The 21,329-nt window shown below is 53.8% G+C and carries 14 protein-coding genes; 8 read left to right on the top strand and 6 right to left on the bottom strand.

Going from position 1 to position 21,329, the window contains the following annotated elements:
- Positions 1–525: 525 nt before the first annotated feature.
- The gene (locus FRY97_RS10835) at positions 526–1,692 is read right to left on the bottom strand and encodes a 3-hydroxyacyl-CoA dehydrogenase NAD-binding domain-containing protein (protein WP_147167548.1); all 1,167 of its coding nucleotides are present in this window, start codon (positions 1,690–1,692) and stop codon (positions 526–528) included.
- 340 nt (positions 1,693–2,032) lie between these two features.
- Here FRY97_RS10835 and FRY97_RS10830 point away from each other — a divergent pair, with 340 nt between their 5' ends.
- From FRY97_RS10830 to FRY97_RS10820, 3 genes are all read left to right on the top strand, one after another.
- Positions 2,033–2,362, top strand: coding sequence for a single-stranded DNA-binding protein (locus FRY97_RS10830; protein WP_147167547.1), 330 nt, complete (start codon positions 2,033–2,035; stop codon positions 2,360–2,362).
- Between the two features lie 112 nt (positions 2,363–2,474).
- Positions 2,475–2,828, top strand: coding sequence for a single-stranded DNA-binding protein (locus FRY97_RS10825; RefSeq protein WP_147167546.1), 354 nt, complete (start codon positions 2,475–2,477; stop codon positions 2,826–2,828).
- A 351-nt stretch (positions 2,829–3,179) separates the two neighbouring features.
- Positions 3,180–4,346 (top strand): N-acetyltransferase, encoded by a 1,167-nt coding sequence (locus tag FRY97_RS10820; protein WP_147167545.1) that lies wholly within the window; start codon positions 3,180–3,182, stop codon positions 4,344–4,346.
- A 1-nt stretch (position 4,347) separates the two neighbouring features.
- On the opposite strand, the gene FRY97_RS10815 is transcribed toward FRY97_RS10820, so the two are convergent.
- Complete coding sequence (locus FRY97_RS10815) at positions 4,348–6,828, bottom strand: FtsK/SpoIIIE family DNA translocase (protein ID WP_147167544.1); 2,481 nt, start codon at positions 6,826–6,828, stop codon at positions 4,348–4,350.
- Between the two features lie 157 nt (positions 6,829–6,985).
- Positions 6,986–9,295: a patatin-like phospholipase family protein gene (locus FRY97_RS10810; protein ID WP_147167543.1), complete on the bottom strand. Its 2,310-nt coding sequence runs from the start codon at positions 9,293–9,295 to the stop codon at positions 6,986–6,988.
- 75 nt (positions 9,296–9,370) lie between these two features.
- Here FRY97_RS10810 and FRY97_RS10805 point away from each other — a divergent pair, with 75 nt between their 5' ends.
- Together FRY97_RS10805 and FRY97_RS10800 are read left to right on the top strand one after the other, a co-directional pair.
- Entirely contained in the window at positions 9,371–12,487 is a 3,117-nt protein-coding gene (locus FRY97_RS10805) for a PVC-type heme-binding CxxCH protein (RefSeq protein WP_147167542.1), read from the top strand.
- Positions 12,488–12,669: 182 nt separating this feature from the next.
- Positions 12,670–13,791 (top strand): ThuA domain-containing protein, encoded by a 1,122-nt coding sequence (locus FRY97_RS10800; RefSeq protein WP_147167541.1) that lies wholly within the window; start codon positions 12,670–12,672, stop codon positions 13,789–13,791.
- A gap of 13 nt (positions 13,792–13,804) precedes the next feature.
- On the opposite strand, the gene FRY97_RS10795 is transcribed toward FRY97_RS10800, so the two are convergent.
- The 3 genes from FRY97_RS10795 to FRY97_RS10785 form a co-directional block, all read right to left on the bottom strand.
- Positions 13,805–14,302, bottom strand: a complete 498-nt coding sequence (locus FRY97_RS10795; protein WP_147167540.1) for a hypothetical protein — start codon at positions 14,300–14,302, stop codon at positions 13,805–13,807.
- A gap of 73 nt (positions 14,303–14,375) precedes the next feature.
- Positions 14,376–15,155 (bottom strand): ParA family protein, encoded by a 780-nt coding sequence (locus FRY97_RS10790; RefSeq protein WP_147167539.1) that lies wholly within the window; start codon positions 15,153–15,155, stop codon positions 14,376–14,378.
- Between the two features lie 146 nt (positions 15,156–15,301).
- Positions 15,302–17,938 (bottom strand): right-handed parallel beta-helix repeat-containing protein, encoded by a 2,637-nt coding sequence (locus FRY97_RS10785; protein ID WP_147167538.1) that lies wholly within the window; start codon positions 17,936–17,938, stop codon positions 15,302–15,304.
- 438 nt (positions 17,939–18,376) lie between these two features.
- On the opposite strand from FRY97_RS10785, the gene FRY97_RS10775 reads away from it, so the two are divergent.
- The 3 genes from FRY97_RS10775 (at position 18,377) to FRY97_RS10765 (ending at position 21,101) form a co-directional block, all read left to right on the top strand.
- Positions 18,377–19,273 (top strand): cyanophycinase, encoded by an 897-nt coding sequence (locus FRY97_RS10775; protein WP_147167536.1) that lies wholly within the window; start codon positions 18,377–18,379, stop codon positions 19,271–19,273.
- A 228-nt stretch (positions 19,274–19,501) separates the two neighbouring features.
- Positions 19,502–20,557, top strand: a complete 1,056-nt coding sequence (locus FRY97_RS10770) for an alkaline phosphatase D family protein (protein ID WP_147167535.1) — start codon at positions 19,502–19,504, stop codon at positions 20,555–20,557.
- 94 nt (positions 20,558–20,651) lie between these two features.
- Positions 20,652–21,101, top strand: a complete 450-nt coding sequence (locus tag FRY97_RS10765; protein WP_147167534.1) for a hypothetical protein — start codon at positions 20,652–20,654, stop codon at positions 21,099–21,101.
- The last annotated feature ends 228 nt before the right edge of the window (positions 21,102–21,329 follow it).

The following is a 21,329-nucleotide window of genomic DNA, read 5'->3' as shown; positions in this document are numbered from 1 at the left end:
CCTTACTATGGCAGCCCGCGCTGCTCTAATCTCTTGCCGGTCAACAGCCTAGGGCGGAAATGCTAAAAGGCGCAAAGCCAATCGCTTGGGAAAATGGGCTCAACGGCTTGATGTATTTCGGTTATGCCCATGTTAGGGGCTATTTTCTTCCCGAGCCCGTGATTTTTTGGCTAGCCATGGATCCACTAACATTGGGCAATTGGTTTAGGCTAAGCCCTTGAAGGTATGGCAGTGGCGGCCCTATAAACAAGCCTGCCTGCCAGCAAAGCAGCAGGCAGGCAGGAAAGTATAGTTTGCAGGGGCGTAAACCAAAATGTCGCAGCCGATTATGCTTTTCGGGCTATAGCCTGGCATTGGCCTAGCGCTGCGAAGGGGCGGCAGGCCCGATAGGGCCGAGCGGATAGCGAGCCCCGGAGCATAGCGGCACCCTGCCCGCTGGCCCTCTCCTTGCGGCAGGGGCAGGCTCCAAAAAACAGCAATCTGGTTTGCCCCCGTTTGCTAGATAAGGCTCACAGACAGCAACCGCTAGTTTTGAGGGTAAAAAGTCGAGCCATTTCTGGCCATTTTCCGCAGCATTGGGCTACAACGGTACCTATCCTCCAAGTACTCATGGTAAAGCCTGTCCATTCTTTCAACGCAGCGGTTGATCCCCATCTCATCAGCCCATTGGAGCAAGCCCTTGGGATAGTTGACGCCCTTAGTCATAGCCATATCAATATCCTCTCTGCTGGCAATGTTTAGGTAAAGGGCATCTGCAGCCTCATTGATCAGTATAGCAACGATGCGGTCCAGAATCTGCTGCCCCAATACTTTATCCTTTTGGGGCTCTGGATTGGCCGCGCCTTCTCGGTAATCGTAATAGCCACGGCCAGTTTTCCGGCCTAGGTAGCCAGCTTCGGACAACCGCTTTTGCGTAAAGGAGGGCTTGTATCGAGGGTCATAATAAAAGGACTGAAATACCGTCTCCGTCACGGTATAATTGATGTCATTGCCTATGTAATCCATCAAGGTAAATGGCCCCATTTTGAATTTCCCAAGCGTGGTCATAGCCCAGTCAATGGTGGCGGCATCTGCGAGCCCCTCGTCCAAAATCCTGAGGGCTTCCCCATAAAAGGGGCGGGCTACACGGTTGACGATAAAGCCAGGGGTATCCTTAGCTACTACCGTTGTTTTGCCCCAGCTGTCTATCAAGGCTTTAGCTTTGTGGAGCTCATGTTCACCGGTTTGTACAGCAGGGATGATTTCTACCAGCTTCATCAATGGGGCAGGGTTGAAGAAGTGGATCCCCAAGACGCGCTCTGGAGTTTTGCATGCGGCTGCAATGGCTGCAACAGAGAGAGAGGAGGTATTGGTAGCAAGGATACAGTCATGAGGCACAATGCTTTCTAATTGCTCAAATACATTGCGCTTGACCATTAGGTCTTCCACGATGGCTTCGATAACAAGCCCAGGGGCTTCAATTTGGTACAAGCTGTCTGTATAGTGGATCCGTCCCTGGATTTCCTGGGAGGCTTTTGGTGTCAACCGCCCCTTCTCCACAAGGCGTGCCATGATTTTTCCTAAGCTGCTTTTCGCCCGCTCCAAAGCGGAAGGGTTATTGTCGTACAAGAAAACGGTGTGGCCGGCAGTGGCCGCTACCTGGGCAATACCGCTGCCCATTGCACCGCTTCCAATAACGCCGATATTTGTCATGCTAAGGTATTTGGTTAGTGGCTGGAAATTACAAAAAAGCGGATGGATAGAAGACCTCGGCAGCCCTATTCTGCGAAAGGGCTAGCACGCTACTTGGGCGCGGGCTTGAGCAGTCTCTTTACAGCAGGGAAAAGTGGAAAAAATCCTTTTTAAAGGGCTGTGTGTAAATAGCTCATTTTGAATGCATTGCAATTCATGTTTTCATTTTCAAACGATTACAAACGGTTACAAACGAAAGTAAGCATTTATTTTTCGGCTAGGGCTTGCAGTTCCCCCCACCTTTGTATCGTCGCCACTTGGAACGGCAGACAACATTACATAAAACCTAAAATCTTTAGTCATGAACAACTTACGCAACCACGTACAACTGATTGGAAACCTGGGCAAAGATGTTGAATTCAGGAAGCTGGACAACGGAAAAGCCATAGCCCGCGCCACTATCGCCACCAAAGAGGTATTCCGCAATAGCAAGGGCGAAAAGGTGGTAGATGTGCAGTGGCACAACCTCGTAGGCTGGGACAGTATCGCTGAGATCATGCAGGTGCTGCTGAAGAAAGGCAAGCAGGTAGCCGTGCAGGGAAAGCTATCTCACCGCTCTTTTGAGAGCAAGGACGGCAACCGCCGCCACATTTCTGAAATCATCGTCAGCGAATTTATGCCAATGGGGTAGTTGCGGCTACGTGCTGCCCTGTATGTAAGCCAAAAAACAGAAATTTTTATTTAGCCGGAGTGATGAGCTCCGGATGTACCGCAGGCTCTGCCTGCCTAAAACCCACAAAATCATGAACGGAATCAGAAACAGTATCACCTTGATCGGCCACATCGGACAGGATGCTAAAATTATCGAAACGACCAACGGGAACACCTTGGCTAATGTTTCCCTGGCGACCAACGACAGCTACAAGAACAAGCAGGGAGACCGTGTCACAACGACAGAGTGGCACCGCTGCGTAGCCTGGGGCAAGCTGGCAGAGGTCATGGGCAACCTTTGCAAAAAAGGCAAAGAGGTGGCTGTCCGCGGCAAGCTAACGTACAACACCTACCAGGATAAAAACGGTGTTCAGCGTACACAGCCACAGGTCGTCGTGCAAGAGTTCGTCCTTTTGGACCGGAAAAAGCAGGAGGGCGAACAATAAGCAGCAGCATCCCTCCGCTATCCGGCCTGCCCTGACTTGGAGATAGAACATGGCCAAAGAAGGCGGCCGGGGCGGGGGCACCTAAAGCCCTAAACCCATCAATTTGATTGAATCCATTATTCTGTATGGGGCAGCCTAGATTTGGCTGCCCCTTTTTTCCTCCCTTTCTGCCCTCGGCTTAGGCGCTTGACAGGGCTGCATCAGGGCACAAGGGCTGCCATGCACTGGTCAGCCCTTAGCACATGCGGCACAGTTTGCTGCGGTTGTTTTGAATAAACTCTGTTAAATTTGCTGCTCTGCCTGATAACCCCTTGGGCGGGCAAACTGTAAACTGGACAGAGAGGAATAGTTATGGAAATACGAATTGTTGACAGCCCTGCCGATTGGGAATTGTTCCATAAGGTCCCTTTCCGGGTGTACAAAGGCGACCCCAGATGGATTGCTCCATTGCAGGGAGATGTAGAAAGTGTATTTGACCCAGCTAAGAACGACACCTTCAAGAACGGTGAAGCTTCTTGCTTTGTCCTTGTCGATGGCAGTGGAGTTCCAGTTGGGCGTATTGCTGCTTTTATCGACGGCGAGCGCAACCGGGGCGCTAAGCTTGCAACTGGCGGGATTGGTTTTTTTGAGTGTATGCCTCAGCAGGAGTATGCAGAGGCGCTGTTTGAAGTGGCAGAAAACTGGCTGAAGGACAGAGGCATAGCCCTAGTAGATGGGCCCATCAACTTTGGAGAGCGGGAGAAGTTTTGGGGCTTGCTGGTTCAAGGGTTTGAACCGCCACTGTTCCAAGAGAACTACCAGCCCAAGTATTACCAAGGCTTATTTGAAAGCAATGGCTATGTACCCTATGAGCAGATCCTTACGTTCAAAGGCAACACCGGGCAGTTGCCTTATTCCCGGCTGCAAAGCGTGGTAGACCGGTTGGGGCGCAAGATACATATCGAGACCCGTACGCTAGACTACAGCCGGCTGCCGGAGTACACCCGGGATTTTTGCACCATTTACAATGCCTCATTCAGTAAGAAGCTGCATTTTAAACCGCTTGAGCCCCAACAAGTGATGCAAATCTTGAATGAGGCCAAGCCCATAGCTGATACAGACCTTATGGCTCTGACCTACTTCGATGGGGCTCCGGCTGCTTTTTGTGCCCTTTTGCCAGATATCAACCATTTGCTCCGCTTTGCTAATGGCCGCTTGGCTTGGTACAAACTGCCCAGGCTGCTCTGGAAAAAATGGAGCGCCCGGCAGCTGCCTATAAAAGGGATCGGCTTTGGAGTACACCCTGACTTTCAGAACAAAGGGGCTTTTCCTGCCATAATCGCTCAAATGGCGAAGCCACGGATATTTAAGCGTTACAAAGACCTGTACTTGACTACAGTCAGGGCGCATAATGAGGAAGCTGTGAGCGCGTACAAAAAGTTGGGGGTAGAAGTAGACCGCATACACATCGCGTACCGTAAGCCCCTTGTAGCAAGCGCCCGAGTTGAGCCATATCCGTTTACGGAGCCTTGGAAATAGCTTAGTTGCGGTTGCGGATATCCTCTAGGTACTTTTCCAGCTCCATTTCATCATAGATGAGCACCTCGCGGGCTTTACTGCCTTCACTTGGGCCTACGACACCAAGGGCTTCCAGTTGGTCCATAATCCGCCCTGCCCGGTTGTAGCCGAGCTTCAGGCGCCTTTGGATCATAGAGGTAGACCCATGCTGATTTTGCACAATCAAGCGGGCCGCATCTTCGAACATCTCGTCCAAGTCGGCATAAGTCAGCCCCTGCGCCCCTGAAATTTCCTCATCGTCACCGTGGAATTCAGGCAGGTAGTAAGGCTCAGGATAGCCCCGTTGCTCGGCGATGAACTCCAAGACAGATTCTACTTCAGGAGTATCCACAAAAGCCCCTTGCAGGCGGACCATTTCTCCACCTACAGACAGCAGCATATCCCCTTGGCCAATCAGTTGGTCAGCTCCCCCAGCATCCAGAATGGTACGGGAGTCAACCTTGGAGGATACTTTAAAAGCTATGCGGGCAGGGAAGTTGGCTTTGATCACCCCTGTGATAATATTGACCGATGGGCGCTGTGTAGCGATGATCAAATGTATGCCAACCGCCCGCGCCAACTGTGCCAACCGCCCGATCGGCAGCTCTACTTCCTTGCCGGCCGTCATGATCATATCTGCGAATTCATCCACCACCAACACAATAAAGGGAAGGAAGCGGTGCCCTTTGTTGGGGTTGAGCCTGCGCTGAACAAACTTTTCGTTGTACTCCCTGATATTCCTGGCAGCCGCCTTTTTCAAGAGGTTGTACCGTTGATCCATTTCGATACAAAGGGAGTTGAGGGTATGTATGACCCGGTTGGTCTCTGTAGTGATGGGCTCCTCCTGATTGGGAAGGAAGGAAAGGAAGTGGTTCTCGAGCTGGCTATAAGGGAAAAGCTCCACCTTTTTAGGGTCGATGAGCACGAGCTTGAGCTGAGAAGGGTGTTTTTTGTAAAGCAGGGACATTAGGATAGCGTTGATGCCCACCGACTTGCCCTGGCCAGTAGCGCCCGCGACAAGCAAGTGGGGCATTTTGGCAAGGTCTACTACAAATACTTCATTGGAAATGGTTTTCCCGATTGCAATCGGCAGATCCATTTTTGCCCGCTTGAATTTGTCAGAGGCCAGTACTTCCCGCATAGAGACCATCTGCTTATTGCGGTTGGGCACCTCGATGCCAATTGTCCCTTTGCCAGGGATGGGCGCAATAATCCGGATGCCGAGGGCCGCAAGGCTCAGGGCGATATCGTCTTCCAAGTTTTTGATCTTGGATATCCTGACCCCCGGGGCGGGCACAATTTCGTAGAGCGTAATCGTTGGCCCAATGGTAGCCCGGATTTTGGTGATCTCAATTTTGTAGTTGAGCAGGGTCTCAATGATCTGCTCTTTATTGGATTCCAGCTCGCTGCGGTCTATCTCAACGCGCTGCCCAGAGTAATCTTTTAGCAGGGAGGTCACTGGGAACTCATAGCTCGATAGCTCGAGGGTAGGGTCATAAGGCTCGCTGTGGTCGCGGTTTTCCTGTTGCGCCGCAATTGGCGGAGGGCCGCCTTGCTCATTCCCTTCCCCAGGAGATTTAATTTCTAGTTCGCTGTTCTCTGCAGTCAGGGTTTCAGGCTCTTCTACCTCCACGCCCTCCACCAGCTCAAAGCTCATTTGTGGGCGGGGCTCGGAGGCAAGTGCTTTGGGCGAGGCTGCTGAAGGGGCTTGTTCCTGCCCTTCGCCGTCTTCTAAACTTTCGCTTGGGTGCTGTTGGGCTGGCCGGAGGGCCTCGGGCCGGGGGCGGGCTGAGGCGGCAGCGCTATCTGCGGCAGGCTTTGTGTTGGGTAGCCTTCCGGCAAACCAGTTGTTGATGTACTGCTGAGTGTCCTGAACGGCCCCTTTGGGCGTTATTTCATTGAAATTGGGATTGACATTCCAGACGATAAGACCTATGACAAGGAACAACAACAGCACAATCATGCCTGCTGTCCCTACAAAGCTGATCAGCCAGGCACTGACAGCATCCCCAAAGGCCCCTCCCCAAGGGAACTCGGCTTGCCCGGTTACAAATTCCAAGAATACGCTGAACACGAGCATCAGCAGCAGGTACATACGGTACTTGGGCCAATGTTTCCCGAGCGGCTCCCTGCGGATCAGGGATAGCCCAGCAAAGCTGAGCAGGTAAACCAAGATAAAGGAAGGCAGCCCAAAGCCCCAATAAAAGAACATATTGGAGATGATGGCACCAAGCCTGCCCAGCCAATTTGCCATTTCCTGCTCGCTTTCCAGCAACAAGCGCCAAGAAAAACGCAAGACCCGGTCTTGGTCAATCTGCCAAGTGAAAAGGTAGGAGAAAAAGGCAATGAGGAGGTAAAGGGCAAGAAAAAGGCAAAGGATACCTACTAGCTTAGGCACCCGCTCATCGTTAATGCCTAGCCTGAGGCTTAGCTGCCCCTTCTTTTTGCGCTTTCTTGCTGCCATGCTTTTTGGTTTGCTTACAATTTTGCCTCTTGTGCTTTGCAGCCAGGCCACTTACAAAAATATGTATTAATGCTGGCAATATTAACCAATGAGGGGTAATGTTGCCACAATAATGTAAACAAAAAAATGATTTTGTTTCAATGATTTGAGCTTCAGCTCAAAAGCGGTGCCCGATATTTAGGAAGGCGCGCAGCCGTTTGCCTACCTGCCCACTCCCACTGACCGGCATCATTAAGGTGAGCTTCACCGGCCCAATCAGGGTGTTGACCCCGGCGCTCACCCCTGCTCCTGCAACAAAGAGCCGGAGTTCGTTCAGGGTATCTTCAAAATTTAAGGGGCGCCCAAACAAGCCCGTGCTCAGGTCGATAGCGTAAAACATATTTTTCTTGAAAAAGTGCTGATACCCCAGCCCGCCCCCAACGGCTACCTGAGCGACCAGCTGATTGGCCGTGAGGCCGTAAAAGGGGATCGAACGGCGGGTCAGTGCTGCCGGCGCGCCAATAAGGAAAAAGTCGCCAAAGGTATTGCTGGGGTTGCTCACTAGCCCCGCAAAAGAGCGCAGCCGGACCGAGCCCCGTTCGTTGAGCGGCAGGAAGCTCTCTGCTTGGAAAGCAACCTTTAGGTAAGGGGTAAAAGATACTAAGGAGTCTGCATCCAATGGCAGTGAAGGACTGATCTCCTTTATCCGGTAGCCTAGGTTGCGTATCCCTTTGACTTCAAGGCCAAGGCGAGTGCCGGAGGTAGGGAAGATGTTCCGGTCTAGCGTATTTCGTTCAAGCCGGGCGTGTATGTTGAAATTATTATAGCTGAGGCTGCGGAAAGGCGCTGCTGAAGATACCCTTGGGCTGAACTGCAACTGCTCGTACTGAATGCCCAGGCTGGCCATCACATCCCGGTCCAGCCGCTTCTGGAACTGCAGGTCGGCAAAAGCTTCGATCAATCGGTACTCTTCATTGCGGATATCCCCCTGAATGATGGGGATGTTATCGCGGGTAAGCCCCAAAAGCAAGCGAGTGCTATGCACTTGGCTATTGCCCCAATATTTGAGGTACTCTGCAAATAGCCGGTAGTTTTCGGAAATGGCGGCAGTAGCCGAAAGCCGTGATTGGGCAAGCAGGGCATTGCGGGTCCTGGCGTGGAACAAGAAGCCAGCATTGCTATAGTTGTCGTAGTTTACTGCCATTTTGAAAAGGGTGGGCGGGCGCTCGGTACAGTTCAGTACAAGGGTGGGCGAGCCCCTGCTGCCTTCAATGCTGAAACTGATTTTTTCAAAGGTATTGGTGCCCATCAGGACATCGATTTGGGCATTGATATCGGTCGGGCTGTAAAACTCGCCGGGGGCGATGTCAAATTTCCCAAGGATCTCCTGCTCGGGGTAGCGTTGGTTGCCTTCTACCCGGATTTCCTCAAAACAAAGCGAGTCCGGATATACAAGAACGGTTTTGGGCGGAGTAGTGCCCAGTTGATCGAGGCGTGCGCTCAGTTCCCTCAAGGCCGGCAGCGCCTTGCGCGCAGCTGCTTCCCCTTGGCCAATGATCTCGCGGGCTTGCCCAAAGTCCTGAGCACTGTAGCCGCTCAAGTCGGGCTCAATGTATAGGTCTACAAGGGGCATTTGCGCTTCTGCGTCTTGCACACTGAGCAAAAAACCAGATTGCAGGAGGATGGTTGAAAAGTTCTCAAGGTCTTTGGCATCTGCTTTGACCCACCCCGTATAAACCCCGATGATGATGTCAGCGCCTAAATCCTTGGCTTCCTGCACTGGGAAGTTGCGGATAAGCCCCCCATCGATAAGGATCACACTATCTTGGATGACGGGGGTGAAGGCTGTAGGGATGGCCATACTGGCCCGCATGGCATGCGCAAGGTTGCCGCTGCTAATTGGATAGGGCTGGCCTTCGACAATATCTGCCGCTACACAGCGGAATGCGATGGGAAGTTGCGAAAAGTCTTTAACGTTTCTGGCTGGGAGGGTTAGCGATGTGAGCAGGTTGTCGATCTGATGCCCGAAAATCAGCCCGGTCGGCGGCAGGAACTCCCGGTCTTGGTAGCCAATTTCGAAGAGCTGGTTTTCAAAGTAATCCTTTTCCTCGAAGACAACGTTCCGCAGGTCTATGCGGTCGCTCAGCACTTGGTCCCAGTCCATATTGGCCAGCAGCTGTTCTAGGGTGTCAGACCGGTAGCCTATGGCATATAGCCCGCCAATGATGCTGCCCATGCTCGTGCCCGTGATGATGTCCGGTTCCAGCCCTACTTCTTCTAGCACCTTGAGCACCCCAACGTGCGCCATGCCCTTGGCTGCCCCCCCGCTGAGCACCAGGCCCACTTTGGGCCGCTGATGAGGTTGAGCGGTGCTCCCCGCTGGCAGCCCTAACAGCAACAAAAAAATGGCTAAAGCAGAATAAGGCCAGAGCGCCGGGGGGCGGCCCTGGCTGAGGGCAGTTAAAAGTGAGGCGAGCGCTTTTTTCACAGTATTGTTGTCTTTTGGTCTAGAGCAGCGGATTAAAGTATTATTTTAGGTGCGATACACGAAAAACCATCGCCTATGCGCCTAAGTTCCATCGTGGCCATAAGCCTCCTTGTTTGTGGGGGGGCACAGTTTACAGGCTGTCAGCAACCTCAGAAGCCGCTCTTGCAGATCAATGATAATGCACGCATTGCACTTGTTGGCAACAACCTGTGCGCCCGGATGATACATTTTGGTGAGCTGGAAACCGCGCTTCACCTCCGTTTCCCCCATAGCAGCCTGACCATACGCAACCTGTGCGATGGCGGGGATACCCCGGGCTTCCGCCCACACGCTGCCAGGGATACTCCCTGGGCCTTCCCCGGGGCTGCAGCGTTTCAGGGCGAGCTTGCCAACCCTTCTGGCAGTGAGGGGCATTTCCCGGGGCCCGACGAATGGCTCGATACCCTGGATACTGATATCATCTTGGCTTTTTGGGGGTTCAATGCAGCACAGCGGGGCGGTGCTTATCTTCCCGTATTCAAAGAAGAGCTGCGCGAATTCATCCATCATACCCGTTCACAGCAGTACAATGAAGCGGCTCCGCCTCAACTGGTGCTGATTTCGCCCCCCGCCCTGCAAGACCTTTCTGGGCAACAGCCCTCCCTGCCCCCCGTTGCGCCGGTCAACGCTCGGTTGCGTGTCTTTTCACAGGCTATCTTGGAGGTAGCAGAGGAGGAGGGGGTCCCTGCTGTGGACTTGTTCGGCCCTTCCCAGGAATGGTACAAAGCTGGTACGCCCCTGACCATAGACGGGCTGCAGTTCAACCAAGCGGGCTATGAACGGTTGTCTGCTCACCTGATGCAGGCCCTAACGGGCAGGGGAAAGGGGGGCACCGAAGTTGCAGAGGATCAACTGAACGCTGCTGTGCTAGATAAGAACTGGTATTGGCTCAATGATTATAAAATACCTAACGGCGTGCATATCTATGGCCGCCGGTACCAACCCTTTGGCCCCGATAATTATCCTGCTGAAATAGAAAAAGTACGGCAGTTGACGATGATCAGAGATACTGCGATCTGGAAAATGTTGCGTGCAGAGCCTTACGATATCGCAAGGGCTGAGCTGCGCACCAAGAGCCTCCCCGCAGTGGAGACCAACTTCCACCCGGAGCAGGGGGTACAGCCTTATTTGTACGGTGAGGATGCCGAAGCGGCTTTGGCCGCCGCCCCAGGGTATGAGGTGAACCTATTTGCTTCCGAAGAAGATTTCCCGGATTTAGCCAACCCGGTGCAGCTTTCTTTCGATAACAAAGGGCGATTGTGGGTCGCGGCCATGCCTTCTTATCCTCACTACCGCCCAGGCGATAGCCGCCCAGATGATAAGCTGCTCATATTGGAAGATACCGATGGCGATGGGAAGGCGGACAAGCAGAAGGTTTTTGCAAGTGGGCTCCATTTGCCGATCGGCTTTGAGATTGCGCCGGAAGGGGTATATGTTTCTCAGGGGAGCAACCTGGTGCTGCTCAAGGACCATAATGGGGACGATAGGGCGGATGAGGAGGTTGTTCTGCTGAGCGGTTTTGACGACCACGATACCCACCATGCCATCAGTGCGTTCTGTGCCGGCCCTTCTGGGGCTATCTTTATGGCAGAGGGGGTCTTCCTGCACACCAATGTAGAAACCCCACACGGGACAGTGCGGGGTACCAACGGAGGTTTTTACCGTTATAATCCTGCCCGGCAGCACTTGGAGCGTACTGCACAGCTTGACATCCCCAACCCTTGGGGCATTGCGTTCGATGATTGGGGGCAGCCCTTTTTTGCAGAAACCTCTGGGCCTGATGTCCGTTGGCTCTCCCCTGGCACGATAGCTCCGGTTTATGGCAAAGCCAGCCCCAAAGGCCCTAATATCATTGAAAGTGCACACCGGGTGAGGCCTACTTCGGGGCTTGAGTTCGTTTCTAGCCGCCATTTTCCGCTTGAGGTGCAGGGCGATCTGCTCATCAACAATACTATCGGCTTCTTAGGCACCAAGCAGCACCGTATGGTGGACACTGCATCCGGCTATATGTCCCGGCACAGGCAGGACCTGCTTGTGGGTAGCGACCCCCATTTCCGGCCAGTGGATATGGAGTTCGCCCCCGATGGCTCCCTTTATGTCATCGACTGGCACAACCGCCTGATCGGCCACATGCAGCACAACGCCCGGGACCCACTGCGGGACCATGCTCACGGCCGGGTTTACCGGGTCACTTATCCGTCCAGGCCACTGTTGGAGCCTGCTGTGATAGCCGGGGCGCCAATACCAGACCTGCTAGAAAATTTGAAGCTGCCGGAGTACCGAACTCGTTACCGGACGAGGAGGGAGCTCAGGGGGCGTGATGCCGTGGAAGTGTTGCCTGCCTTACGGAAATGGGCTGCAGGGCTTGACCCCTCAGCGGAAGGCTACGAGCACCATCTGCTGGAAGCGCTCTGGGTCAGCTGGGGGCTGGATGCGATAGAAGTGCCCTTGCTGAGGCAGCTGCTCAGTGCTAAAAATTACCGGGCAAGGGCAGCGGCAGTCAGAGCGTTAAGGTACAATGGGCATAAAGTGCCGCAACAAGAGAAGTGGCTATTGGCAATGGCCGAAGACCCGCATGAAAGGGTGCGCCTCGAAGCCGTTGTGGCAGCTTCATGGCTTTCGCCGGATTTATCCAAAGCAGCCATAGCCCGAGCGCGACAGCTGCCGGTTGATGGATGGGCAGCACCGGTGCTTTCTGTCCTGGAAGAACGGTATGCGCCCGCCAAAGCTCCAGTTGCTGCCGCACAGCCTGAAGCCAGCCTTGGGCAGTCTATCTACCATAAAGATGGCTATTGTGCTACCTGCCATCAGGCCGATGGGAAAGGGCTTGCGGCCTCTGGCTTTCCGCCTCTGAGCGGCTCAGAGTGGGTCATCGGCGATAAAGAGAGGCTGATTAAACTGACCCTTAAAGGGTTATATGGCCCCATTGAGGTCAATGGCAAGAAGTATCCGGGGCAGGTCCCTATGACTGCTTTTGAGGGTTTGCTTTCAGACGAGGAGATGGCTGCAGTGCTTACCTATGTCAGGTCTTCCTTTGGCAACGATGCTAGCCGGGTCACAGCTGATGAGGTAGCTGCGGTCCGCAAAAATATTGCAGGGAAAAAAGGGTTTTATACCCCGGAGGAGCTATACTCCCCTCGGGCAGATAAGTGATTTTGACTTTTTCTTTTTGCGCCCTACGGCGTTAAAAATGCTCGCCGACCTCACCGTGGGGCCCCTTTTCCCCACGCTTCGTGTGGGCTACGCCTGCGCTTTTTGCCTTGCAGGGCACAGAAATAAAATCGTCAAAATTTTACCTCTCGTGACTGAGGGGAGTATAATGCAAAAATAAAGCAATGCAACACTTTTGGATGCTTGCCCTGGCTGCAGGGCTATGGCTGTTCAGCAGCTGCGATAGCGATACGGGGCCCCAGCAGCCTGATGGCCCGGGCGCGCTTTGGTCGGAGTACACAGGCAAGGCAGATGCCGACAGCCTGGTTAAGGTGGTATTGGTAAGCGGAGATGAGGAATACCGTTCTGAGGAAGCCCTGACACAGTTGGCAAAGATCCTTGCGAAGCGTCATGGCTTTGATTGCACAGTGCTTTTTGCCCAAGACCCCGCTGTTCCCGGTTATGCCAACCCCAACGCCACTGGGCACATACCAGGGCTGGCTCATTTGTCGGATGCTGGCCTACTGGTCCTTTTTACCCGTTTCAGGGCATTGCCCGATTCACAGATGCGGCACATTGCCCAGTATCTAGAATCCGGGAAGCCGGTCATTGGGCTGCGCACTGCTACGCATGCTTTCCACTTTCCGGATACTTCTTCTTCGTGGCGGCATTGGGGCAATTACTATGAAGGGGAAGATACAGCTTGGCACGGTGGTTTTGGGCAGCTGGTGCTGGGTACCAACTGGCACAGCCATCATGGGCACCACAAACACCAAAGCACCCGGGGCATCATCCCTGCTGAAGCACGCAGCCACCCTGTTTTAAATGGGATTGCGTCCGGAGAGATATGGGGGCCGAGCGATGTTTACGGGCTTTCCAAACCGCTGAGCGCCAAAGCCAAGGCTTTGGTATATGGGCAGGTTACCGAAAATACTGGGGTTTTTGATGAGGCAGACCTCATGTACGGGATGCGGGAGTCACATTGGGCAATCTCTTCCACCAACCCGGGCAGTGCCACGCATTACAACCCCAATGACCCGATGATGCCGGTGGCTTGGGTGCAGCCTTATCAATTGCCCGGGGGAGCGGAGGGGGAAGCGTTGGCTTGTACGATGGGGGCATCAACAGATATGCTGGATGAAGAGCTGAGGCGCTTGTTGGTCAATGCTGCTTACTACCTGACGGGCCGGCCGGTGCCGGATAAAGCCAATGTGGACACGGTAGGCGCCTACGCCCCTACAGCTTTCGGCTTTCACGACGATGGCTACTGGCAAACTCGTCAGTGGCGCATTCCCGCAGGGTATTAAAGCGGCAGCTGTGTTACTCTTGGGAAGCGCCGGGGTAGTTTTTGTCTAGGTACTCAGCGACAATCTGGTCAATGACATCTTTGAGCATCGTACGCTGATTGCGAGCTATGGACTTAAGCCGCTCCAGCTTTTCCGGATCAAAGGAGATGGTAATCCTTTCTGGTCGCTTGGGGGAAATGGCCTCCTGGCGAGGGTCGACAGTACTTCTGATGAGCGCATCAAGGCCTGCCATAGGGCGGCGCGACCGCTTTTTTACGCCCGGGCTGGAGGTTGGGGCATGTTGTGCAGCTTTTTGTTCCCGTTCTTGTATTTGCTGCTCCATAGAGTGGTCGAAGGCATCCTGTAGGAAAGCCTGAAGGTCATCAGAAAAATCTTTGGAACTGCGTTTTTTGGAGGCAGGAGAAGGCTTTTGGCCCGCATTTTCGGAGGCCTCTGCACCAGACAGCAGCTCTTCTTCCTCGAGTGCGTCAAAGATGCTCTCCATGCCTTCGATAAATCGTTTCTTGCTCACAGTTCCAAATTTAAGTTAGGCGGGAGCATAGCCCCAGCCTGATTTATGCTAAATATCCTGCTGCGGTAGCCGGCTATGATTGAGCGGCCATTTGTTTTTCAAACTGTTCTACCCGCTGAATGATTTCCCGGCTGAGGTTGAGATAGTCTTCTGCCCCGGCACTATTGGGGCTATAAGAAAAGATGTCCTGCCTTTGTGCAGGCGCTTCTGCAAGAGCGACCGTATCGCGTATGCGTGTTTCGAAGACGAGCGGGCCAAAATATTTGGCAATGGTCTGCACCACATCCCGGTTCAGGACCTTCCGCCCATCGAACATGGTAGCCATAACGCCTGCAATTTGCAGTTTCTTGTTAAGCCGGAATTTTACTTTCTGAATGACCTGCTTGATCCTGGCCAAACCTTGCATAGCCAAGAATTCTGCCTGAAGGGGGATGATGACGAAGTCGCTGGCGGATAAGGCATTTAGGGTAAGCAGGCCTAGGGAAGGGGGGCAGTCAATGAGGATGAAGTCATAGTCTTCAATGAGGGGGGCAAAAAGCTCTTGCAGGATGAACTCCCGGCCAGCCTCATTGATGAGCTCCATTTCTGCCCCGGAAAGGTCAAGGGTTGAGACGACCACGTCCAGGTTTTCTTTGACAGGCTGAGGCTGCAGCTCCCCTTCACCGCGCATAGCTTCATAGACGGTAATGGGAGTACGCTGAGCACCAATAGCCAGGGTAAGGTTGGCTTGGGGGTCAAGGTCTAGCAAAAGCACCCGTTTGCCGAGCTGTGCCATGCCGGCACCAATATTGATGGTGCTCGTGGTCTTGCCAACGCCCCCTTTATGATTGAGTAATGATATGACTTTTCCCATTGGTTTGTTTTCGTGCCTTTTTCCAAGGTAAAAAATTATCCCAACTTTATGCTAAGGACGAGCAAATATAAGGCATCTGGGGTACTCCTGCGGGGTAGGGGCTGTAGAATTAGGCTTTCGCCAAAATGCAAGCCCCCCTGGCGGCTTCAAAAAGTCTGGCAGCCAGGGGGTAAGCACGGCAAAGGCGCCTTAAATTTTGATGAGGTGGGCCCCCAGAGTTGGCTGTTATGGGCAGCGATGATTTTGTAAGCGCCTGCAGGGATGCCTGTGGCATCCACTTGGAAAGCCTGCTCGCCTGAGGTTTTGTGTACCAGCCAAGTTTTTAGGTGGCGGCCCTTAAGGTCTACAAGGCGGAGTTCGACCTCTCCGTTCCAGTCGTTGTCGAATAGCAAAGTGCCCTGCTGCTTGACGGGGTTGGGCGCTACTTTTAGCTGTTCGCGGTCGAAATCAGCCATTGGGCGTACGCCCACGGTTTTTTGGTTTTCATATGCGCCAATGTCTACCCCATCTACACGTGGCAGGCCGCGCACATCGGTAGCTGGCGCACCATTTTCTACGCCGGCATCAATGGCGGGGCTGTTGTCGGCAATAGTGTAGACATAATTCAGCACGTCATCTTCATTGAAGAGCGGGTCTTGCCCCAAGATATCCATTGGGTGGTCGAAGAAGTTGGCCTGTAGGTCGAGCAAAAGGAGATTGCCCCCGTTGGAGACGAGGGAGGGCTCACCGTCTTCGATGTTATAGTCTAGCCCAAATTGCTGGGCGAAAATGTTGTTTTGCAAGCTTAGAGTGGAAGTGGCAATGCCGTCTGTCCAGTTGGCTATGCCGGCGATGAGCTCCCCGGTATTGTCGGCGATTGTAGAATTGATGATACTGACCTGTAGGTCTTCTGATGCTCCTCCAACGAAGGAGTTGATAGAAACCGCCCCCCCAATCCCTTCATTCAGGGCATTGTTGTTGACCATCACACAGCTCTCTATGATGGCATCTCCGTTGCTGATGTTCAGTGCGCCGCCCTGCGTCTCGGCAACGTTGAAATTGAAAATGGTCTTGCGCAGCTCCAGCACGGTGAGGTCGAGGCTGTCCTCAAAAAGGGAGATCGCCCCGCCCAGGGCGGCCGAAGTGTTGAGCTCAAAATAGCAGCTGTCAATGGTGATAGGGTTGCCGCTGTTGTTGAGGATAGCCCCTCCGCTTGAAGAGGTGGATACATTCCCAATGAAGCGGGTGCCTACTGCTGTCAGGGCTGAGGAATCATTCTGTATAAAAACGGCACCGCCGTACCCGGCCTGGTTGTTCTCGAAGGTGCAATCTTCAAGGAAAGCTTGGGCGAGGAAGCCTACAGAGAGTGCTCCGCCCCCGCTGTTCGCAGTATTGCCCATGAAAGTGGAGTTTTGAATGAGGAGGTTGCTGTTGCCGTTGTAGTTGGCTATAGCGCCGGCAAAGTTAGAGCTGTTGCCAGAAAAGAGGCTGTTAGTGATCAGGCCGTTGTCGCTGTCTCCGCCCATGTAGATAGCAGGAGCGCTGCTGGGGGCTTCATTGGCCGTGAACTCGCAGTTGTCAAGGGTGAAGTTGCTGTTCCAGAAGTATAGCCCGGAGCCGCCGAAGTCTGTGGTCTCATTGCCAGAAAACAAACAGTCTTCAATCAGAATGGAATTGATATCGGGGGCTACATCGCGCTGATCGATATAAGCAGCAGCAGCATTGGCGGCGGCATTGTTCAGGAAGTTAGATCCTCGGATTTCCAGCTTTCTAGGCTGCCAGAAGTATACTCCGGCACTGAACCCTCCTGGGTTGCTGTTATCTTGGAAGGTGCAATCTTCTATCCTGAAAAGGGCTTCGGCTGCACCGTCTGCCAAGTCCCGCTGATCGATGTACATGCAAGAGGAGGAAGTGGCCTCGTTGTTGCGGAAGGTACAGCTGCTGACCAGCATGTTGGTTGGCTGCCAAGCGAAAATACCTGCACTTGTCCCGTTGGCCGCATTGTTTTCAAAAGTACAGTTACGGATAACCGTAGCATCGGTTTCAAGTGGGTAGATGCTGCCCCTAATGGTAGCATTGTTGGAGAAAATGCAGTCTTCAATAGTGACTGCATCGGCATTGTCCATCAGAATGCCGGCCGACTGAGAGGTCGCATAGTTGTCGTCAAAGGTGCAGTTGCTGATAACAGACCCGTTGGCGCCTTCCTCTTGTATCAAGATTGCACCGCCGGAACGGGCAGCATTACCGAAGAACATACAATTGCTGACGGCAACTGTGCTCTCGGCATACAGGCCACCGCCGCGCCATAGTATTTCGGGGTCGTTGCCATCGGCCCCGGTGGTCAGGTTGGCTTGCCCACCGTGGATGTTGAACCCGTCAATAGATGCTATGCCTTCGAACTGGCCAATGTAAACCACGTGCGATACGTTGTCTGCCCGGTTGATCTCGAAATCCCCGTCCAGGTCATCCGCGTTGAGGTCGCCACTGAGGAAAGTCGGGTTGGCTTGTGGGTCTCTGTCTGCCTGGCTAGATTCTGTGCCGTTGAAGCCTCCGTAAAGGGCCACAGGGGCGAAAATGCTGAACGCTGCGGAGGTGTCGGTGCCAGGAGTATAGGTGCCTGCAGCGACCCAAATCTCTCCGCCAGATGTGTTGGCCAGGGCATCTTGTAAATCGGTGTAGGCATTGGCCCAAGAGCTGCCATCGTTGGCGCCGGTGGCGGAGGTGTTTACATAAGTGACCTGCGCACTGATGGGCAAATAAAGTAGGGTGAGCAGGAGTACTAAGTTGCATAAGGTTCTTTTCATGATCAAGTATTTAGGGGTATTGGCAAAATGGTATTGGCTGGCTTAACCCCCCAATGTCGGAGGCTTTAGCTTTATGCTGGCATCGGCCTAGCGCTGCGCAGGGGTGGCCGAAGGCCAGACCCGACGCCTGTAGGGCGAGGGGCCGAGCGGACAGCGAGCCCCGTAGCATAGCGGCACCTGCCATCGGGCAGGGGCAGGCCCCATCCGCTAAGCAGGCAGGGGCAAGCCTAAAAAACGGCAAACTGATTTACGGCAGTTTTGACGGGGTTGCAGCTTCAGGCTAAATAAAATCTAATGCTTAACGGGTGACCGCAGGGGTTGTTAAAATAACATATTGTGGTTAATTCGCCTAAGGATATTGTGTATTATTGTGCAAGTGCCCTATTTCGATAGGTGAGAGCGGGCGCTGTTTGGATTGCTAAAAACTGTTTGCCTGTTATGCGCTTACTGTACCCGGCCTTATCCTTGTTGTTGTTGTTGTTGTCTCTTTCTTGTAGCCCGGTCTCTTCTGGCCGGCCCGAAGCGAGCACCGTGGAAGGGGCGCCGTTGGGCAAGCTGTTTATTATTGGGGGCGGCAAAAGGCCGCCCGAGCTGTTGAGGGCTCTGGTAAAGGCATCAGGTATTGATACTAGCGGCTATGCTGTGGTGCTGCCTATGTCGAGCAGTGAGCCGGATACCGCAGCTTACTATGCGGTAAAGCAGTTTGGGCCGCTCGGCATCCCTGCCGGGCAGTTTGCGGCGTTCAATTTCCAAAAGGGCGATTACCCTCCCGGCAGGGTGGATTCGCTCCGGAAGGCCCGCCTGATATATATCACGGGGGGCGATCAGAACCAGTTTATGGAGGTGGTAGCGGGCAGCCCGGTGTATGATGCCATACACGAGGCTTACCGCAATGGGGCTACTGTTGCTGGCACTAGTGCGGGGGCTGCAGTGATGAGCCGTTTGATGATTACTGGAAACGAGAAACGCCACCCTGAATATACAGGCGACTTCCGTACAATTGAAGCTGACAATATGGAAATTGGCGAAGGGTTGGGCTTGCTGCCACAGGCTATCGTCGATCAGCATTTCATCTGGCGGATGCGCATGAACCGTCTGATGACCGTGGTACTGGACCATCCGGAGAAGGTTGGCATCGGCATAGATGAATCTACGGCTTTGCTCATTGAGGGCGGCCGCTTCGGCAAGGTGTATGGCGGGTATCAGGTTATTGTGCTGCGCCATCCTTCTGGGCGGACTATCCGGCAAGGTGGCTTGCTGGGCGGGCGGGGGCTCGAGCTGTCTGTCTTGCTCCCCGGGGATACCCTGCAGCTTTCGCCCCTGCCTAACCGTTAGCGCTCCCAACCGGCTTTTTGCGTTATACAGGCGCCGCCCTTTTGGGGCTGCCCTCTCCTCATTGCTCCGCAAGGGCACAACCTTTTGGGGCCCGGGCTCGGCTGGCAAGGGGTTTTCCAAGAAGATAGCATAACTTTAGGAAATTTTAATAGAAGCCGCCGGTTGGGCTGCGGACGCTCCGCCCGTTGCTCAAGGTGAACCTTTTTAACGGAACAAAAAGCACGGTATATGTCGATGAATATTTATTTGAATTGGCTCGCGCTGGCCTGGCTGATGTCATTTGCTGCTTGCGGAGTGGCGGACAAACCAAAGGAGCCCATTTTTCAGGTTGCATTCGGCTCTTGCGCCCATCAGGACAAGCCACAGCCAATGCTCCGTGTAGCGGCGGCCCTCAGCCCTGATGCTTTCGTCTTCTTGGGCGATAATATTTATGGCGATACCCGCGATATGGATACCCTACGGGCAAAATACCGCAGGCTTTCAGCCAAGCCAGAATTCAGGGCTCTGAAAGAAAGGGTGCCGTTGTATGCAGTTTGGGATGACCACGATTATGGAGAGAACGATGCGGGCCGGCATTATCCTTTCAAAGAAGCCTCAAAGGATATTTTTATGGATTTCTGGGAGGTGCCCGCCCAGAGCCCCCGAAGGGGCCGCCCCGGCATTTATGGTATGGAGTGGATAGAAAAGGAGGGGCTCCGGGTACAGCTGTTGTTATTGGATACCAGAACCTTCCGGGATGGCCTTTTGCGCCGCGAGCCAACGGATACTCTGCACTTCAAAAATGACTATCGGCCCAATGGCAGCCCAGACAGCACTTTTTTAGGGGAAGCGCAGTGGGCTTGGCTGGAAACGGCCCTAAGCCTGCCAGCGGACCTCCGGGTTATTGCCTCCAGCAATCAGTTTTCACACACCTACAATGGCTGGGAATCTTGGAATAATGTGCCTCATGAAAGAGCACGGATGTTGGAAACCATCCGAAAAACTGGGGCAGAAGGGGTTGTCTTTATCTCAGGAGATGTTCATTGGGGGGAAATCTCCCGCCAGCCAGTCCCGGTTGCTTATCCTATCTATGATGTTACCTCCAGCGGCATAACGGAGACTTGGCCCAAGATCGAGCCTAATGCCAACCGTGTAGGGGAGGCCGTCCCAGAGAATAATATAGGCTTGATCTCGGTACAGGCTGGCGCTACGCCAACCCTTACGCTCAGCTTGATCGGCTCCACCGGGCAAGCTCGTTCTGAGGTAGTGGTGCCTTTGGATGAGCTGTCGTTCAAAACGGAATAAGCCAGGCTTTGGTTAAGGAAGCGTTAAGTTTCAGAAAAGGGTTAAACGGCAGGGGGGCGGCTGCGTCAAAAGGGCAAAAAACAAGCATTGCCTTATGAAGCAACTCACAATGATCGCCGCCAGCCTGGCTCTTTTCATGGCCGTTTCTTTCACTGCTCAGGCCCAGCAGCGGGGCCCTCAGAAGGAGCGCCAGCGCATGACCGCTGAGGAAAAAGCCCAAATGCAAACCGATACCATGGCAGCACGCCTTGAGCTTTCCGAGGCACAGGCCGCTAAGGTTTATGAAATCAACCTTAAGTACGCTCAAGAAATGGATGCCCGCCGGGAGGCTAAAAAGGAAGAAGCCCAACTGCAGCGGGCGGCTGCAAAGGAGGAATTGAAAGCGCTGCGCGATGCAAAAAACAACGAATTGTCCCAAGTGCTCGATCAGAAGCAAATGGAGCAATTCATGGCACAGCAAGCTAAGCGGGAAGAGAAGATGAAGGGCCGGATGGAGAAAAAGCGCATGAACAATAAGCGCATGCACAAAGGCGGGGGGCAGTAGCGATGCCTTGGCCCAGCCGCTGAGCCACAGCCCTGCCTACTCAAGTGGGCGGGGCTGTGGCTGTTATGGGCTCCTCGGAGAGCTCACAAGCCCACCCGCTTTGCTAATGTCTAACGGGGCCTGCCCCTGCCATCGGGCAGGTGCCGCTATGCTCCGGGGCTCGCTATCCGCTCGGCCCTGTCGGGCTTGCCACCCCTTCGCAGCGCTAGGCCATGCCAGGCTATAGCA

The sequence above is a fragment of the Phaeodactylibacter luteus genome (assembly GCF_007993045.1).
Classification (GTDB): Bacteria; Bacteroidota; Bacteroidia; order Chitinophagales; family Saprospiraceae; genus Phaeodactylibacter; species Phaeodactylibacter luteus.
The sequence above is the reverse complement of the archived record's forward strand: the minus strand, read 5'-3'. Positions and strand labels throughout refer to the sequence as shown.

Excerpts from the sequence above, each read along its gene's own strand:
- FRY97_RS10835 (WP_147167548.1), bottom strand. The coding sequence starts at position 1,692 with ATGACAAATATCGGCGTTATTGGAAGCGGTGCAATGGGCAGCGGTATT.
- FRY97_RS10830 (WP_147167547.1), top strand. The coding sequence starts at position 2,033 with ATGAACAACTTACGCAACCACGTACAACTGATTGGAAACCTGGGCAAA.
- FRY97_RS10825 (WP_147167546.1), top strand. The coding sequence starts at position 2,475 with ATGAACGGAATCAGAAACAGTATCACCTTGATCGGCCACATCGGACAG.
- FRY97_RS10820 (WP_147167545.1), top strand. The coding sequence starts at position 3,180 with ATGGAAATACGAATTGTTGACAGCCCTGCCGATTGGGAATTGTTCCAT.
- FRY97_RS10815 (WP_147167544.1), bottom strand. The coding sequence starts at position 6,828 with ATGGCAGCAAGAAAGCGCAAAAAGAAGGGGCAGCTAAGCCTCAGGCTA.
- FRY97_RS10805 (WP_147167542.1), top strand. The coding sequence starts at position 9,371 with ATGCGCCTAAGTTCCATCGTGGCCATAAGCCTCCTTGTTTGTGGGGGG.
- FRY97_RS10800 (WP_147167541.1), top strand. The coding sequence starts at position 12,670 with ATGCAACACTTTTGGATGCTTGCCCTGGCTGCAGGGCTATGGCTGTTC.
- FRY97_RS10790 (WP_147167539.1), bottom strand. The coding sequence starts at position 15,155 with ATGGGAAAAGTCATATCATTACTCAATCATAAAGGGGGCGTTGGCAAG.
- FRY97_RS10785 (WP_147167538.1), bottom strand. The coding sequence starts at position 17,938 with ATGAAAAGAACCTTATGCAACTTAGTACTCCTGCTCACCCTACTTTAT.
- FRY97_RS10775 (WP_147167536.1), top strand. The coding sequence starts at position 18,377 with ATGCGCTTACTGTACCCGGCCTTATCCTTGTTGTTGTTGTTGTTGTCT.
- FRY97_RS10770 (WP_147167535.1), top strand. The coding sequence starts at position 19,502 with ATGTCGATGAATATTTATTTGAATTGGCTCGCGCTGGCCTGGCTGATG.
- FRY97_RS10765 (WP_147167534.1), top strand. The coding sequence starts at position 20,652 with ATGAAGCAACTCACAATGATCGCCGCCAGCCTGGCTCTTTTCATGGCC.